Source organism: Actinomycetospora sp. (assembly GCF_036497245.1).
GTDB lineage: Bacteria > Actinomycetota > Actinomycetes > Mycobacteriales > Pseudonocardiaceae > Actinomycetospora.
Map to the genome: position 1 here is coordinate 21,767 of NZ_DASXJS010000256.1, position 14,246 is coordinate 36,012.

A 14,246-nucleotide genomic window follows, 5' to 3' on the forward strand; every position below is an offset into this window, starting at 1 on the left:
TCGCGCGCCGGGGGTCGTGCAGTCCGTGACGACGTGGAGGGGGCCGGGAGACGTGACGACGTTGCCCGCGCGGGTGCCTCCGCACCGCGATCGCGGCACCGCCACCCGACCCCGCATCCCCGCCGTCGTCCCCGCCGGTCTGCTGCTCGTCTCGGTCGCCCTGCTCCGCCCCGGCACGCTCGGCGAGTACACCGCGCTCGTCGGCTGCGGCCTCGCGATCGCGGCCGGCCTCACCGCCCTGCTGCGCCGCGAGCACGCCGCGGTCCGCCCGGTGCGTGCCGTGTCCGCCCTCCTCGCCCTCATGGCCCTGGCCTACCTGTGGATGGTGCTGCACGGCGTCTGGGTCGACGACCTGGAGCGCATCCGCAGCCTGTTCCAGGACTTCGTGCTGACCATCGGGTCGCTGACCGCCGCCGTCCTCGTGCTCGCCGACCCGAAGGCGCGCCTGGTCCTCGGGCGCGGGTTCGTGGCACTGCTCTGCGTCATCGGCGCGATGTGGATCGTCACCGCGCTGATCTGGGCGGTCACCTACGCCGGCGCCGGGGAGGTCACGACGATCCCGGTCGGCACCGTCGGCCCGCAGCCGGTCTACTTCCCGTTCACCGTCAGCTACTCGACGTCGTCGGTGTTCGGGACCGGCGTCCCGCGCCTCACCGGCATCGGCCGCGAGTCGGGCTGGATGGCCATGTACTGCGCGGCGGGCTGGTTCCTCGCCGACGCCGTCGGCTATCGCTCCTGGTTCGTCAAAGCGCTGCTGCTGGCCGGGCTCGTCGGCACGCTCTCGACGGCGGGCTTCGGCGTCTTCGTCGTCGTGCTCGCCCTCGACCTGTTCCTGCGCCCCCGCGGCGGCATCGGCCTCGGCGGGTTCGCCCGTCAGCTCGGCGGCCTGCTGGCGATGGGGCTCGCGGGATGGGTGGCGTTCTACGCGCCCGTGCTCGGGCTGCAGGCCAAGCAGACCTCCAACGAGACCTCGCTGGACGAGCGCTCGGACGCCACCGCCGCGGGGCTGCGCGCCATCACCCAGCGACCCTGGGGCGGTCAGGGCACCGAGAAGCAGGCCGGCATCAACCTCGTCTCCGACGTCGCCGTGAACGGGCTGCCGTTCGTGCTCCTCGTGACGGCGGCGCTGCTGGTCCCGCTGGCCCTGCTGCGCCGCCCGCCCGGTGTGCGCGGTCGGGCCGCACCAGTGGCACTCGTCGTGTTCGGGACGCTCCTGCTCTCCCAGCCTGCCGCCGCGTCGACCTGGGTCTTCATCCTCGTCGCGCTCGCGCTCGCCTGCGACGAGCTCGCCGACGCCGAGCGCACCGCACCCGGTGACCTCCTCCCCCGCGGCCTGCAGCGGCTGCTCGGCGTGGGGACCCGTCCCGTTGTCAGCGATGCCCTATCGCCGTGCTCACAGCGCATCGCTCAGACGCTGGACGTCAGCAACTCCACATCCTCGTCCGTCCCCAGCGCACCGGGAGAACCGTCGTGAACGTCCGCGAGTACTGGACCGTGCTGCGAGAGGACAAGTGGCTCGTCGGCAGCGTCCTCGTCCTCTGCGTGGCCATCGCCGCCGCCGTGGCGCTCCTGCTGCCCCGCACCTACACCTCGACGGCGATCTTCTACGTGGCCTCCCCGCAGTCCGCGGCGAGCTCGACCGACTCCTACGCCGGCTCCCAGCTCTCCACCGAGCGCGTGAAGTCCTACAGCGAGCTGCTCACCGGGCCCCGCGTCGCCGCGGACGCGTCGAGCCTGCTCGGCGGCACGCCCTCGGCCGCAGACATCCAGAAGGCGATCAGCGCGGACTCGGTCGCCGAGACCGTCGTGCTCAACCTCGGGGTCACCGAGCCCACCCCGCAGGACGCCCAGCTCGTCGGCACCGCCGTCGCGACGTCGTTCACCCGCCTGGTCAACAGCATCGAGTCCACCGGCCAGCCGGTGAACCGGCCGATCGTCTCGACCGAGCTGATCTTCCCGCCCACGCTGCCGACCTTCTCGGCCGGCCCCGGCACGACGATGCTGCTCGCCGCCGGCCTGCTCGCCGGCATCGTCCTCGGGGTGGGCGCGGCGCTCGGCCGCCGGGCCATGCGCCGGGCCGTCGACACCCCCGACGTCCTCGAGGCCGCCCTCGAGGCACCGGTGCTCACCGCGCTGCCGGGGCTCCCGCGGCGTCCCGACCGCCCCGCGCTGCTCCTCGAGCCGTCGCCCGGCCGCCGGGGACGCCGGGCCGCCCGTGCCCGCGACCGGGCCGCCGCGGTGCGACGGCTGCGGACCGCCGTGCTGGCCGGTGCCGCCGGACGCCGTTGCCTCGTCGTCTCCGGGGTGCGCGCCGAGCAGGGCACGACGACGGTCGCGGTCGACCTGGCCGTCGCCCTCGCCCTGGCCGGCGAGTCTGTGCTGCTCGTCGACGCCGACCTGCGCCGCCCCGCCCTCGCGGGCCGGCTGGACCTCGACGGTGGCCGTGGCCTCGCGACGGTGCTGAACGGGGCCGGGTGGGACGGCGCCGTGCAGCGCTGGAGCACCGGTGGGCTCGACGTGCTCGCCGCGGGCCCCGGCGTCGACCGCCCCGGCGAGGCGTGGGGCACGGCCGCCGCGTCGTCGGCGCTGACGTCGCTGCGGGAGTCGTACACGTGGGTGCTGCTCGACGCGTCCCCCGTGGCCAGCAGCCCCGAGTCGGTCGACCTGGCCCGGCTCGCCGACGGCGTCGTGCTCGTCGCGCGCCGCGGCTCCGCCCGCCCCGAGGACCTCGACGCGGCGGCCGCCGGCCTGCGCACGGTCGGGACGCCGGTGATCGGCTCGGTGTTCACGTTCGCCGTCGACGTCCCGACGGCCCCCGTCGAGGCCCCGCGGGCGTTGCCCCCGGGCCGTTCGACGGTGGTGGAGCCCGCCGAGGCGCCTGCGGCCGAGGTCGGTCCGGCGGCTACGAACGCGGCTGCGGGCGGTGCGGACGCGACTGTGGGCGATGCGACCGCGTCCGCCGACGACACGGACGAGGCGACGACCGCGAGTACGCCCGCCGTGACCGCCGCAGCTGAGCCCTCCGCCGCTTCGGGGCCGGCCGCTTCGGGGCCGGCCGCTTCGGGGTCGGCCGCCGTCGAGCCGAGCGTCGCCGCAGCGGCGGGAGCCGCCGTCGCCGCGGCCCCGAGATCGCGGTCTGTGCGGCAGAACGCAGCAGATCTGACGCATTCCGCCGCACAAGAGCCGATCTCCGACGCCGGGCAGGCCCGACAGAACGGTGCGTCGGCGCCCGGGACAGCGCAGGCCGCTCCGTCGTCCGACACGGACGCCCCGACGACCGCCCCCAAGCGACGCACCCGCAAGTCGGAGGAGCACGCCGCGGACACCGCGAACGTGCCCACGGCCGACGCTGCCGCCAAGCCCGCCGCCCGGACCCGCAAGACGCGCGCGGCCCAGACCCCGGCTGACCCGACGCCCGCCGCCGAGACCGTGACGCCCGCTTCCGGTGACACGGCGGCGTCGGCGCCCACCGGGAAGGCGACGTCGGCGGAGAAGCCCGCCCGCAAACCCCGGGCCACCCGGCGGACCGCGGTCACGACGCCCGCCGAGACCGCGCCGAGTCCCGAGCCCGCAACAACTCCCGAACCCACAACGAGCCCTGAGCCGGCGACGACCACCGGCCCGGGGACGACGCCCGCCGCGAGCACGGGAGCGACGTCTACCCCGGAGACGACGACCCCTCCGGCGGCGCACACCCCGAACGGCGTCCCGACCACCGGGACGTCGACCAACGGCAACACCCCGTACGGCACGACGCCGCAATCGGCTGCCACCGACGCGCCCGCCGACCCCGCGGCCGGCGACCCCGCGGCCGCCGACCCCGCCACCACCGATCCCGTCGCGTCGGACGACACCACCGCCGCGGACCCGTCGTCGGGAACCGTGCCCCCGAAGGCGACCCGGACCCGCCGCGCCACCCGGACGACCAGCCGGACCGCGGCACCGACCGACGCCACGACCACCGTCGAGGGCACGGACAAGCCGGCGGCCCGCACCCGAGCGACCCGGACCCGGACGACCACCAACGGGCACACCCCGCGTCCCGAGGCCTCCGAGACCGGTACCCGTCCGACCCGGACCCGCACCGCGCCCCGGACGACCCCGACAAGCACGCCGACGTCGGGATCGTGACCCCGGGAGCCTGACCCTTCGTCAGGCCTCCACGATCTGGCGGAGGGCGCCCCTCGCCCGTCTAGCCGACCGACGGGGCACCTCGCTCAGAACCCGGCCGTGCAGCAATCCATGATCAACTGCCTAGCGTCCCGACCCCTTGAGACTCGCGCACGTCCGGAGGGAGCCCGGAGCCGGGCGAGGTGCGCGACGACCTGACGGGGCGGGTGCAGCGGCAGCACGATCGCACCCGCCGTCGGACGCCGTCGATCAGCTGATCTCGGGACCCTCCGGGACGACCGGTGCGACCCCGGTCGTGCCGTCCCGTCGAGACCGGCGTGCCGCCAGGCCGAGCAGCACGAAGATCACGAGCTGGCTCACGATGTAGCCGACCGCCGCCCACACGGCGCCGCCCCACCAGGAGAGCACCAGCGTCGCGAGCAGGCCGACCGCGAGCCCGGACCCGATCCCGACGGCGACCGCCCGCTGCCGCCCGCGGTTCTGGGCGATGATCGCGAACGGCTGGTTGATGGTGACGACGGCGGCGCCGATCGCGAGCACGGCGAACACCGTGCCGGAGCTGGCGTACTCGGGCCCGAGCAGCAGCGGGATCAGGGGCGGGCCCACCACCGCGGCCACGAGCGGCGCGAGGCACAGCGCGGCACCGACCCGCAGGACCCGGCGCTCCTCGCTGCGCAGCGCGGCCTCGTCGTGGCCCGCCCGGGCGAGCCAGGGCGCGGCCACCATGCCGAGCGAGTTGGCGAGGAAGGTGAGGGGGCCGAGCAGACGGCCGCCCGCGGCGTACAGGCCGGCCTCGAAGGCGCCCGCGCCCGCCGTCACCAGCGGGGTGTCGAGCTGCTGGGCCGACGCGGCCAGGTTCGCGAGCCCGAACCCGAGGGATTCCCGGTGGTGCCCGGCGAGCTCGGCCACCGGACGCCGTCGCTCCCCCGCCGGCCCGAGGAACACGCGGTCGAGCACGGACTCGAGCAGGAACGACGCGGGCAGCGCGGCCGCGAGCGCGAGCTCACCCGCGCCGAGCACGGCGAGGACCGCGGCGATGACGAGGCCCCCGACCCGCCCGGCGAGCTGACCGGTGGATGCGCGGGCGAAGCGCTCTTGGGCGCGCAGCAGCCCGTTGGCGTTCTGCGCCTCCCACACACCGACCCCGACCAGGGCGAGCAGCACCGCGCTGGGCACGCTCGGGGCGATGACGAGGCTCGTCGCGAGCCCGACCAGCAGCAGGACGGCGAGCGCCCACGGGCGCTTGGCGGCGACGAGGGCACGGGCGCGGGCGTCGTCGAGGCGCCCGGCAGCGGCCTCACGGACCAGGTAGTTGACCAGCCCGAGGTCGACGACGACGGCCGCGACCTGACCGATCGCGGCGCACGTGGCGACGAGGCCGAGCGTGCCCGGCGAGATCGAGCGGGCGCCGACGATGTAGGTGACACCGAGCAGGATCTGCCCGACGACGAGCGCCCCGGCCACCCCGCCGATCCGGCCGAGGAAGAGCGAGAGGGTGCCACCGCCCGACCGGCGGCCCGTCCCCGGACCCGGACCCGGGCCCGGGCCGGCGTCGGTCACGGGGCGGCGGGCGTCGGGCTCATCGGGAGACGCCGACGTCCTGCAGTTCGGCGTCGACCATGATGTGGGCGAGCTGCTCGGGCATCGTCTGCGCCTTCCAACCCAGCTCCCGCTCCGCCTTCGACGCATCCCCGATCAACGCGTCCACCTCGGTCGGACGCAGATACCCCTCATCGAACCGGACGTGTTTCTCCCAGTCCGCGTTCACATGCTCGAAGCAGTACCGCACCCACTCGCGGACCGTGGTCGCGGTCCCCGTCGCCAGCACATAATCATCACCCGCGTCGGCCTGCAGCATCCGCCACATACCCTCCACGTACTCCGGCGCGAACCCCCAGTCGCGGACCGCGTCCAGATTGCCCAGATAGACGAAGTCCTCCTTGCCCTGCGCGATCCGAGCCGCCGCCCGCGCGATCTTGCGGGTCACGAACGTCTCCCCCCGCCGCGGCGACTCGTGGTTGAACAGAATCCCGTTCACCGCGAACAGCCCGTGCGCCTCCCGATAGTTCCGGGCCATCCAATAGCCGTAGAGCTTCGCCGCCCCGTACGGACTCCTCGGATAGAACGGCGTCACCTCCGACTGCGGCGGCGGGGTCGCCCCGAACATCTCCGACGACGACGCCTGGTAATAGCGGGTGTCGATCCCCACCATCCGGATCGCCTCCAGCAACCGCGCCGTCCCCAGACCGGTGGTGTTCCCGGTGAACTCCGGCTCGTCGAACGACACCCGCACGTGCGACTGCGCCGCCAGGTGATACACCTCGTCCGGGCGCACCTTCTCGATCAACGTCACCAGCCGCGACGAGTCGGTCAGATCCCCGTAGTGCAGCACCAGACGCTGCTCCGGCTCGTGCGGGTCCTGGTAGAGGTGCTCGATCCGCCCGGTGTTGAACGTCGACGAGCGCCGGATGACCCCGTGCACCTCGTAACCCTTGCCCAACAACAACTCGGTCAGATACGAACCGTCCTGACCGGTGATCCCGGTGATGAGGGCGCGCTTCACGCCGTGACTCCTTCTTCGGAGACGTAGTTGTCCAGGTACCAGCGGTAGGTCGACGCGAGCCCCTCGGCCAGCCCGACCCGCGGCTTCCATCCCGTCGCCTCGATCCGCGACACGTCCAGCACCTTGCGCGGCGTCCCGTCCGGGCGCGAGGTGTCGTACACGATCTCGCCGGTGAACCCCACCGTCGCGGCCACCAGCGACGCCAGCTCCGCGAGCGTCACGTCCTGCCCGGTACCCACATTGATCGGCGACGGGTCGTCATAGACGTCCAACAGATGCACACACGCCGCCGCCAGATCGTCGACGTGCAGGAACTCCCGCCGCGGCGTCCCCGTCCCCCACACCGTCACCGACCCCGCACCGGAACGCCTCGCATCGTCGAACTTCCGGATCAACGCCGGCAGCACGTGCGAGGACTCCAGATCGAAGTTGTCCCCCGGCCCGTACAGATTCGTCGGCATCGCCGAGATCCAGCGCCGGGCGAACTCCCGCCGATACGACTGCACACCCATGATCCCCGCGATCTTCGCGATCGCGTACGCGTCGTTCGTGGCCTCCAACGGCCCCGTCAACAACGAGTCCTCACGGATCGGCTGCTCCGCGAACTTCGGATAGATGCACGACGACCCCAAGAACAGGAACCGCTCCGCACCCGCCGCCGCCGCCGCGTCCAACAGGTTCGCCTGAATCCGCAGATTGTCGTGCAGGAACTCCACCGGGCGCGCCGCGTTCGCCGCGATCCCCCCGACCCGCGCCGCCGCATCCACCACCGCCACCGGAGCCACCCCGGTCACGAACTCCCGCGCCGCCGACGCGTCCCGCAGATCGACCTGCGCCGACCGGGCCCCGACCACATCGGTGAACCCCGTCCCCCGCAGCGCCCGCACCACGGCGGACCCCACCAGTCCCCCCGAGCCCGCGACGAGAATCCGCGCGGACCGATCCAGCTCGTCCATACCCGAGACGGTAGCGGAGCGTGGCGGGATCTCCGATGGCTGCGCCGACCGGTGATGGTCACAGTGGCGCCGTGTCACACCGTGATGGCACTCGGACCGGCGGTTGCGACGGCCGGTCGGACCGCCCGGACCACCGGCGGCGTCATCGACTCCCGAACGGAGCATCGACGCCCGACGCGCCGTTCCACCCGCCCGGCGCCGCGGAGTGTGACGTCCCGTGTGTTCTGAGTGATCTCCGGGAGGTCGGGGTAGTAGCCGTTCGAGTCGAGAACAGACCGGTCCCGGACATGGTGCGGGGACCGCGGTGGGAGGAGTGGCCCATGCCGGCCGGAGAGTTCGCCCGGGACGATTCCGCCCCCGACGGGAAGGGGCTTCCCTATCAGTACGACCCCCTCCGGCCGCCGCTCCCCGTCGAGCGCGTCCCGCGCGAGCGTTTCGACCTGCCCGGCATGGGCGGTCTGCGCCTGCGCGCGCGCTGGCTGATCGCCACGTGCAGCCCGACGTCGCGGCCCTGGACGGCGGTCGTGCTCTGCCTCGCGGGTGTGGTGGGCCTCTTCCTGCCGTTGCTGCGCGACGCGGGCGGCCACGAGTGGACCGCGGTCGAGCTGGCCAAGGGGCCGACGCTCGTCGCCCTGGGGCTCTTCGTCGTGCTGACGCTGCTGCCGGTGGTCGACCTCGTGCTCGGCCACGAGCGCGTCACCCCGTGGCTCGCGTTCCCGGCCGCGCTCGGCGTGCAGGTGACCATCGCGCTGACGGTCGTGGCCGTGGCGCGGGGTGCGGGAGCGCTGCACCCGGGGCTCTCCGCGGGGATCGCGGCGCCCGGCGTGGGCCTGGTCCTGCTGGTGGCGGCCGAGCTCGGGCTGTCGACGGTCGGCGGGTTCGGCTTCGCGCGCCGGAGCAGCGCTCCGCGCGCATGAGGCTCGGCCCGGCGATGACGCCGTGTCACCCACGAGGGTGGTGACACTCGTCAAGCCGTTCGGAGATGCCGTTACTGATCTGTAATGGCACCGTCGACCGGCACCCGGCCCCCGGATGCTGCTCGTGAGCCCGAGGAAGGTCGTTGATGACGGCACTGGAGCCCTCCACCCCGGTCTTTCCCGACGCCCCCGTGGCGTCGCTGCTGCACGACGACGGCTTCGTCGCCCTCGCCGACGGCCTGCAACGCCGAGGTGGTCTCCGGGCCCGCGTGACGCGGCTGGCGACCCGGGCCCGGGTGGGGGCCGCGCGGACGCCCCTCGCACCGCGGGTCGTGGCGCCCCTCGCCGCTCTCCCGACCGTCCCCGTGACGGTCCCCGACACCCGCAGTGGACGACGGCTCGCCGCCAAGTACGCCGGCCGGGAGCGCGGCCTCCCCCGTGACCTCGCGGTGTCGGTGCTCGCCCTGCCCGAGACCCCGGAAGACTACCTGCGCGGCCGGTCCCGGCAGGCGCTGCGGACCAACAGCCGCCGCGCCCGTGAGCAGGGCGTCACCTGCCGCGCCGTCGACCCCGCCGAGTCCGCGCGCCGGCTCGAGGAGGTCGTCCCCGACCGCTGGTACCGGGCGATCGTCCCGGGCGCGCAGGCCGACCTCGCCGCCGGTCTGTGCACCGGTTGGGTGGCTGAGGGCCCCGACGGCACGACGGAGGTCGTGGCGCTCACCAGCACCGCCGGCCCGCTCGCCCGCCTCGACCTCATGCTCTCCGCCGCCGAGCGGGAGGGCGACGCGCGCTACCTGCTCTCGGCCCACGTCGTCACCGAGCTCGCCGCGGCCGGGACCCGCCTGCTCGCCGTCGACGGGGCACTGACCCTGGCCCCCGGCCTGCGGCACTTCCAGCACCTGCTGGGCTTCGGCCAGGCCACCCTGGACGTCCGGGTGGCCTGACGGGCCGCGACGCGGGTACACCGGTGGCGACACGTGCACGTCCCGAGGATGACGGGAGCTCCGCGTGAACAGCATCGACGTCCTGATCGACGCCTTCGGCCGGGTCCGCAGCGACGTCCACCGCGCCGTCGACGGCCTCGCGGAGAAGGCGCTCAACGTGCGCCTCGACGCCGAGGCCAACCCGGTCGGATGGCTGGTCTGGCACCTGACGCGCGTGCAGGACGATCACCTGGCCGACCTCGCGGGGACCGAGCAGGCCTACACCGCGCTGGGCTGGGCCGACCGCTTCGGCTTCGACCTGGATCCCGCCTCCATGGGCTACGCCCACACCTCCGCGCAGGTGGCCGCGGTCCACGTCACCGACCCGACATTGCTGACCGGCTACTACGACGCCGTGCACGAGCGGACCGTCGCCTACCTGCGCACGCTCTCCGACGGCGACCTCGACGAGGTCATCGACGACCGCTGGGACCCGCCGGTCACGCGCGGGGTGCGCATCATCAGCGTCGTCGACGACGACATCCAGCACGCCGGTCAGGCGGCGTTCGTCGCCGGGATCGCCCGTCGAGCGACCTGACGACGTCCCGCCCGCCGAATGTGATCTGTGACATCGAGGCCGGGGCCGCGCCACGTGGTCGCGAGCGAGGCATGCGGCGGAGCAGTGGATCCGTACCGGGAGACCGTCCGGACCCGGACATCAGGTGACATTTCCGTCCGTCCGGTTCCTCCCGTCCGGCTCCGTACGGGTCCGGCGCGCATGTTGCGTGCGCGGATGATCTCCCGATAGGAGGGCGGTGTGAAGCGGCGTGCAGTCCGCACGCCGCCGGGATTTGCGCTCGAGGAGAGGACGTCGATGTCCACGACGGTCAACCACGATCAGGCCACCGAGAGCACACCCACCGCTGCGCCCGCCGCGGCCGATCCCACGAAGGCGATCGCCGACCCCGGTCCCCTGGGCCTGGCGGCGTTCGCGCTGACGACGTTCCTGCTGAGCCTGTTCAACGCGGGCATCGCCCCGGAGAACCTGGAGAAGACGGTCCTGCCGCTCGCGCTGTTCTACGGCGGGATCGCGCAGCTCGTCGCGGGCCTCTTCGAGTTCCGGAAGGCCAACACCTTCGGCGCGACGGCCTTCTGCTCCTACGGCGCGTTCTGGCTCTCGTTCGCGGCGTTCGTGCAGTTCATCGAGCCGTCGCTGCCCGAGGCGAGCACCAAGGCCGCCACCGGCCTGTTCCTGCTCGGCTGGGCGATCTTCACGCTGTACATGCTCGTCGCGTCGCTGCGCACCTCGGGCGCGCTCATCGCGGTGTTCGCGTTGCTGTTCCTGACGTTCCTGTGCCTGGCGGTCGGCAGCCTCGCGGGCATCGCCACCCTGGGCACGATCGGCGGCATCCTCGGGATCCTCACCGCGCTCGCCGCCTGGTACGCGTCGTTCGCGGGGGTCACCAACGCCACGTGGGGCCGTCAGGTCCTCCCGACCGGCGCCCGGTAGGTGGCATCGCCTCGTGAGACTCCCTGGCCCTTAGGGCAAGGGAGTCTCACGAGCGCGCAGCGCACCTATACCCGCGGCAGGAGCTGCTCGAGGGTGGTGAGCACGGCGTCGCCCTGCCGGTAGTGGGTGGCGTAGTAGTTCGGCAGCGGGAACGCCCGGCCCTCGCGCACGGCCCGGAGCTGCGCGAATGCGGGCTGGGCGAGCAGCGTCTTCGTGTTCGACTCCACCTGGCCCCGGGCGTCGGCGAGGTAGAGCAGCACGTCGCAGTCGTCGAGCTGCGAGGCCTGCTCGTAGGACAGTCGCTGGCCCGAGCCGCGCTTGCCCGCCGTCGCCCGACCGAACCGCATCCCCGCGTCGGTGAGCACCACCCCGCCCCACGACGTCGGGTAGTCCGCGAAGAACGCCCCGCCCGAGCTGCCGCGCACGAGCCCCCATGTGGTCCGCCCGAGCGTCGCGGCGAACTGGCTCCGGATCCGCGCGGCGTGCTGGGCGTACTCGTCGGCCACCTGCCTGCCCTGCGGCAGCCGGTTCACCGCGTCGGCGGTCGCGAGGGCCCGCTGCTTCCACGTCCCGGGCTCGCTGCCGGAGTCGAACAGGGCGTAGGGCGCGATCTGGCCGAGCCGCTCCTCGAGCCCGGCCTGCATCGTCGGGACCTTGGTGCCGAGGACGAGGTCCGGTCCTGCGGCGGCCAGTGCCTCGACGTTGATCGAGGTCGGCTGGCCGAGCTTCGGGATGGCGTCGTAGGCCTGCTGGTACGGCGCGTACACGCCGCCGACCGTCGCCTGTGCGGTCGCGATCGGGGTGACGCCGACGTCGAGCAGCGCGTAGGTCGTGTAGAAGTCGACGCACGCGACGCGCTGCGGGTTCGCCGGGATCGTGACCGTCCCGTCGGCGGCCTGGATCTGGCGGGAGGGCCCCTCGACCCCGCTCCCGACGGAGTCGCCCCCGCCGCACGCGGCGAGCGCCCCGACGGCGGCGATCCCGCCGGCGCCGGCGAGGAACCTGCGCCGCGAGACGCCGGGCGGAACAGGCAGGGGACGTGCGGTCGTCACGAAGTCTCCTCGGGATCGGCTGCTCGGGTCAGGGTCTCGGTCACGTGCTCGGCCACGGTCTCGACGGCGCCCGGCCGCAGCAGGCCGAGGTGGGTCGCGTCCACCGCCACCACCCGGGCGTGCGCGGGCAGGACCGGAGTCCAGATCGCCCGGGCGCGCTCGAGCGGGGTGCCAGAAAAGTCTCGTTGCAGACACTCAACGTCTGAAGAGCGACTTTCATCGGGAAGGGTGTCCGGGTTCCGGGTCGCGACGACGACGGTGACGGCGGGCCGGCCGTCCGGCGCCGGGAGAGGCTGCGGGACGTGCGCGGCGAGCTGGGCGCGGCTGTGCTCGACGTGCCGGACCGCGCCGGTGAGCACCGGCGGCGGGTAGAGCGCGGCGAGGTCCGGACGGGCGGCGACCGCGGCGCCCAGCCCGTCGGCGTCGTCGACCGGACCCACGCCGAGCACGTCGGCCAGGAACACGGCGGCGGGGTCGCTCGGCGCATCATCGGCCGGGCCCGCCGGACCCGCCGCCCCCGGCCACGCGTCGAGCAACGTCAGCGACCCGGCGGGACGACCCTGCGCCGCCAGCTCCACCGCGACCGCCTGCGCGAGCACCCCGCCGTACGACCACCCGACGAGATCCACCGGCCCGTCCGGCACCACCTCGTCGATCCGCGCCAGGACGTCCGCCACCGACGCGGCCATGTCGGAGGCTGCGAGGTCGGGGGCGGCCAGCTCCGGGCCCTGCCACGCCCACACCGCACGCTCGGCAGGCAGCGCCGCGGCGAGCGGGCCGAACGGCAGCGCGACCCCGCCGGCACCCGGCAGCAGCAGGACCGGCCGGCCCGGCGCGCGGCGCAGCGGCACCAGGCGCGGCGCCGACTCCTCGGCCGACCCGCCCGCAGGCGCATCCGTCACGAGCCCGGCGACCTCGGCGACGGTCGGGCGCCGCATCAGCTCGGCCACCGACACGGTCACCCCGAGCCGCTCGCGGAGCCCGGTCCGCAGCACCGCGAGCAGCAGCGAGTGCCCCCCGAGGTCGACGAACCCGGCGTGCACGTCCGGCGGCGCGTCGAGCCCGAGGACGTCGGCGTAGACGTCGGCGACGCTGCGCTCGGCATCGTCCCGGGGAGGGGTGCCGGCGGGGCCCGGCGACGGGGGTTCCGGCAGCGCCGCGCGGTCGGTCTTCCCCGAGGGCAGCGTCGGGATCTCGTCGACGACGACGAGGTCGGACGGCACCATCGGCGCCGGCAGCACCTCCACCAGGTGGCGGCGGACGACGTTCAGCTCCGTCGCCCGCCCCGGCCCGGAGAGCACCAACCACGCGACGAGCCGCCGGGTCCCACCGGGCGCGGGCCGGGTGTCGGCGACCGCCCGTTCGACGCCGGGCGCCCCCGCGACCGCCGCGGCGACCTCCCCCAGCTCGATGCGATGGCCCCGGATCTTGACCTGGTGGTCGGCGCGGCCGAGGTGGTCCAGACGGCCGTCGGCGAGGCGCCGCACGACGTCGCCGGTGCGGTAGAGCCGCGCGCCCGGCTCGCCGAACGCCGCCGCGAACGGGTCGGCGACGAACCTTTCCGCGGTGAGGTCCGGCCGGCCGAGGTAGCCGCGGGCGAGCCCGGGCCCGCCGAGATAGAGCTCCCCGACGCCGCCGGGCGGCACCGGTCGCAGCGCCGGGTCCAGGACGAGCGCCCGGGTGTTCGGGTCCGGGACCCCGATCGGCACCCGACCCCTCGTCACGCCCGACGAGGCATCCGCGGCCGCCGACCGGGGGTCCGCCTCACCCAGCGTGGCGTTGACCGCCGCCTCGGTGGGCCCGTAGGCGTTGAACACCCGCAACCGGCCCGACCAGCGCTCGACCACTGCGGGCGGCACGGCCTCGGTCCCCACCAGCAGGACCGCGCCCGCGGGCAGCACCGCGTCCTCGGGCAGGGCGGCGACCAGCGCGGGCGGCAGGATCAGCACGTCCCCGGCGCCCATCCGGTGCCGGGCGAGGAAGTCGGTCAGCGCGCGGTCGGGCAGCCGCACGCGGCTCGGCGCGACGACGAGCGTCGCGCCGACCCCGAGCGCCATCGTCAGCTCCCAGAAGGCCACGTCGAACCCGGGCGAGGCGAACTGCAGCACCCGCGCGCCGGGACGCAGACCGAGCCGTCCCGTGGCCGTCGCCACCAGCGATCCCACGACGCGGTGGGGCAGCACGACGCCCTTGG

General features: G+C 74.4%; 11 protein-coding genes. 6 read left to right on the plus strand and 5 right to left on the minus strand.

The window, feature by feature from the left end; genetic code table 11:
- The first annotated feature begins 52 nt into the window (after positions 1-52).
- Both VGI02_RS26605 and VGI02_RS26610 read left to right on the plus strand, forming a co-directional pair.
- Positions 53-1,474: an O-antigen ligase family protein gene (locus VGI02_RS26605; RefSeq protein ID WP_331632664.1), complete on the plus strand. Its 1,422-nt coding sequence runs from the start codon at positions 53-55 to the stop codon at positions 1,472-1,474.
- Complete coding sequence (locus tag VGI02_RS26610) at positions 1,471-4,131, plus strand: Wzz/FepE/Etk N-terminal domain-containing protein (RefSeq protein ID WP_331632666.1); 2,661 nt, start codon at positions 1,471-1,473, stop codon at positions 4,129-4,131. Before VGI02_RS26605 ends, VGI02_RS26610 begins: the two co-directional genes overlap by 4 nt.
- 249 nt (positions 4,132-4,380) lie before the next feature.
- On the opposite strand, the gene VGI02_RS26615 is transcribed toward VGI02_RS26610, so the two are convergent.
- Genes VGI02_RS26615 through VGI02_RS26625 form a run of 3 tightly spaced genes read right to left on the minus strand, consistent with a single transcriptional unit; the run spans position 4,381 to position 7,650 of the window.
- On the minus strand, positions 4,381-5,691 hold the full coding sequence (locus VGI02_RS26615; protein ID WP_331632668.1) for a lipopolysaccharide biosynthesis protein: 1,311 nt from the start codon (positions 5,689-5,691) through the stop codon (positions 4,381-4,383).
- A 19-nt stretch (positions 5,692-5,710) separates the two neighbouring features.
- Positions 5,711-6,694 carry a GDP-mannose 4,6-dehydratase gene (gene gmd, locus VGI02_RS26620; protein WP_331632670.1) on the minus strand — a complete coding sequence of 328 codons (984 nt, stop codon included), beginning with the start codon at positions 6,692-6,694 and terminating at the stop codon, positions 5,711-5,713.
- Positions 6,691-7,650, minus strand: a complete 960-nt coding sequence (locus VGI02_RS26625) for a GDP-L-fucose synthase family protein (protein ID WP_331632672.1) — start codon at positions 7,648-7,650, stop codon at positions 6,691-6,693. The genes gmd and VGI02_RS26625 overlap by 4 nt, the downstream gene beginning before the upstream one ends.
- A gap of 320 nt (positions 7,651-7,970) precedes the next feature.
- On the opposite strand from VGI02_RS26625, the gene VGI02_RS26630 reads away from it, so the two are divergent.
- The 4 genes from VGI02_RS26630 to VGI02_RS26645 all read left to right on the plus strand — a co-directional run bounded on the left by VGI02_RS26630 (position 7,971) and on the right by VGI02_RS26645 (position 11,000).
- Positions 7,971-8,567: a hypothetical protein gene (locus VGI02_RS26630; protein WP_331632674.1), complete on the plus strand. Its 597-nt coding sequence runs from the start codon at positions 7,971-7,973 to the stop codon at positions 8,565-8,567.
- A 146-nt stretch (positions 8,568-8,713) separates the two neighbouring features.
- On the plus strand, positions 8,714-9,511 hold the full coding sequence (locus VGI02_RS26635; protein ID WP_331632676.1) for a hypothetical protein: 798 nt from the start codon (positions 8,714-8,716) through the stop codon (positions 9,509-9,511).
- A 64-nt stretch (positions 9,512-9,575) separates the two neighbouring features.
- Entirely contained in the window at positions 9,576-10,088 is a 513-nt protein-coding gene (locus tag VGI02_RS26640) for a mycothiol transferase (RefSeq protein ID WP_331632678.1), read from the plus strand.
- Between the two features lie 276 nt (positions 10,089-10,364).
- On the plus strand, positions 10,365-11,000 hold the full coding sequence (locus tag VGI02_RS26645) for an acetate uptake transporter (protein WP_331632680.1): 636 nt from the start codon (positions 10,365-10,367) through the stop codon (positions 10,998-11,000).
- A 65-nt stretch (positions 11,001-11,065) separates the two neighbouring features.
- Here VGI02_RS26645 and VGI02_RS26650 read toward each other — a convergent pair whose 3' ends face one another.
- Complete coding sequence (locus tag VGI02_RS26650; RefSeq protein ID WP_331632682.1) at positions 11,066-12,052, minus strand: ABC transporter substrate-binding protein; 987 nt, start codon at positions 12,050-12,052, stop codon at positions 11,066-11,068.
- Positions 12,049-14,246, minus strand: a 2,198-nt coding sequence (locus VGI02_RS26655) for an alpha/beta fold hydrolase (RefSeq protein ID WP_331632684.1), incomplete at its 5' end; no start/stop codon positions are given. The genes VGI02_RS26650 and VGI02_RS26655, both read right to left, overlap by 4 nt.

Coding starts and splice junctions, on each gene's coding strand:
- VGI02_RS26625 (WP_331632672.1), bottom strand. CDS start 7,650: ATGGACGAGCTGGATCGGTCCGCGCGGATTCTCGTCGCGGGCTCGGGG.
- VGI02_RS26630 (WP_331632674.1), top strand. CDS start 7,971: ATGCCGGCCGGAGAGTTCGCCCGGGACGATTCCGCCCCCGACGGGAAG.
- VGI02_RS26635 (WP_331632676.1), top strand. CDS start 8,714: ATGACGGCACTGGAGCCCTCCACCCCGGTCTTTCCCGACGCCCCCGTG.
- VGI02_RS26645 (WP_331632680.1), top strand. CDS start 10,365: ATGTCCACGACGGTCAACCACGATCAGGCCACCGAGAGCACACCCACC.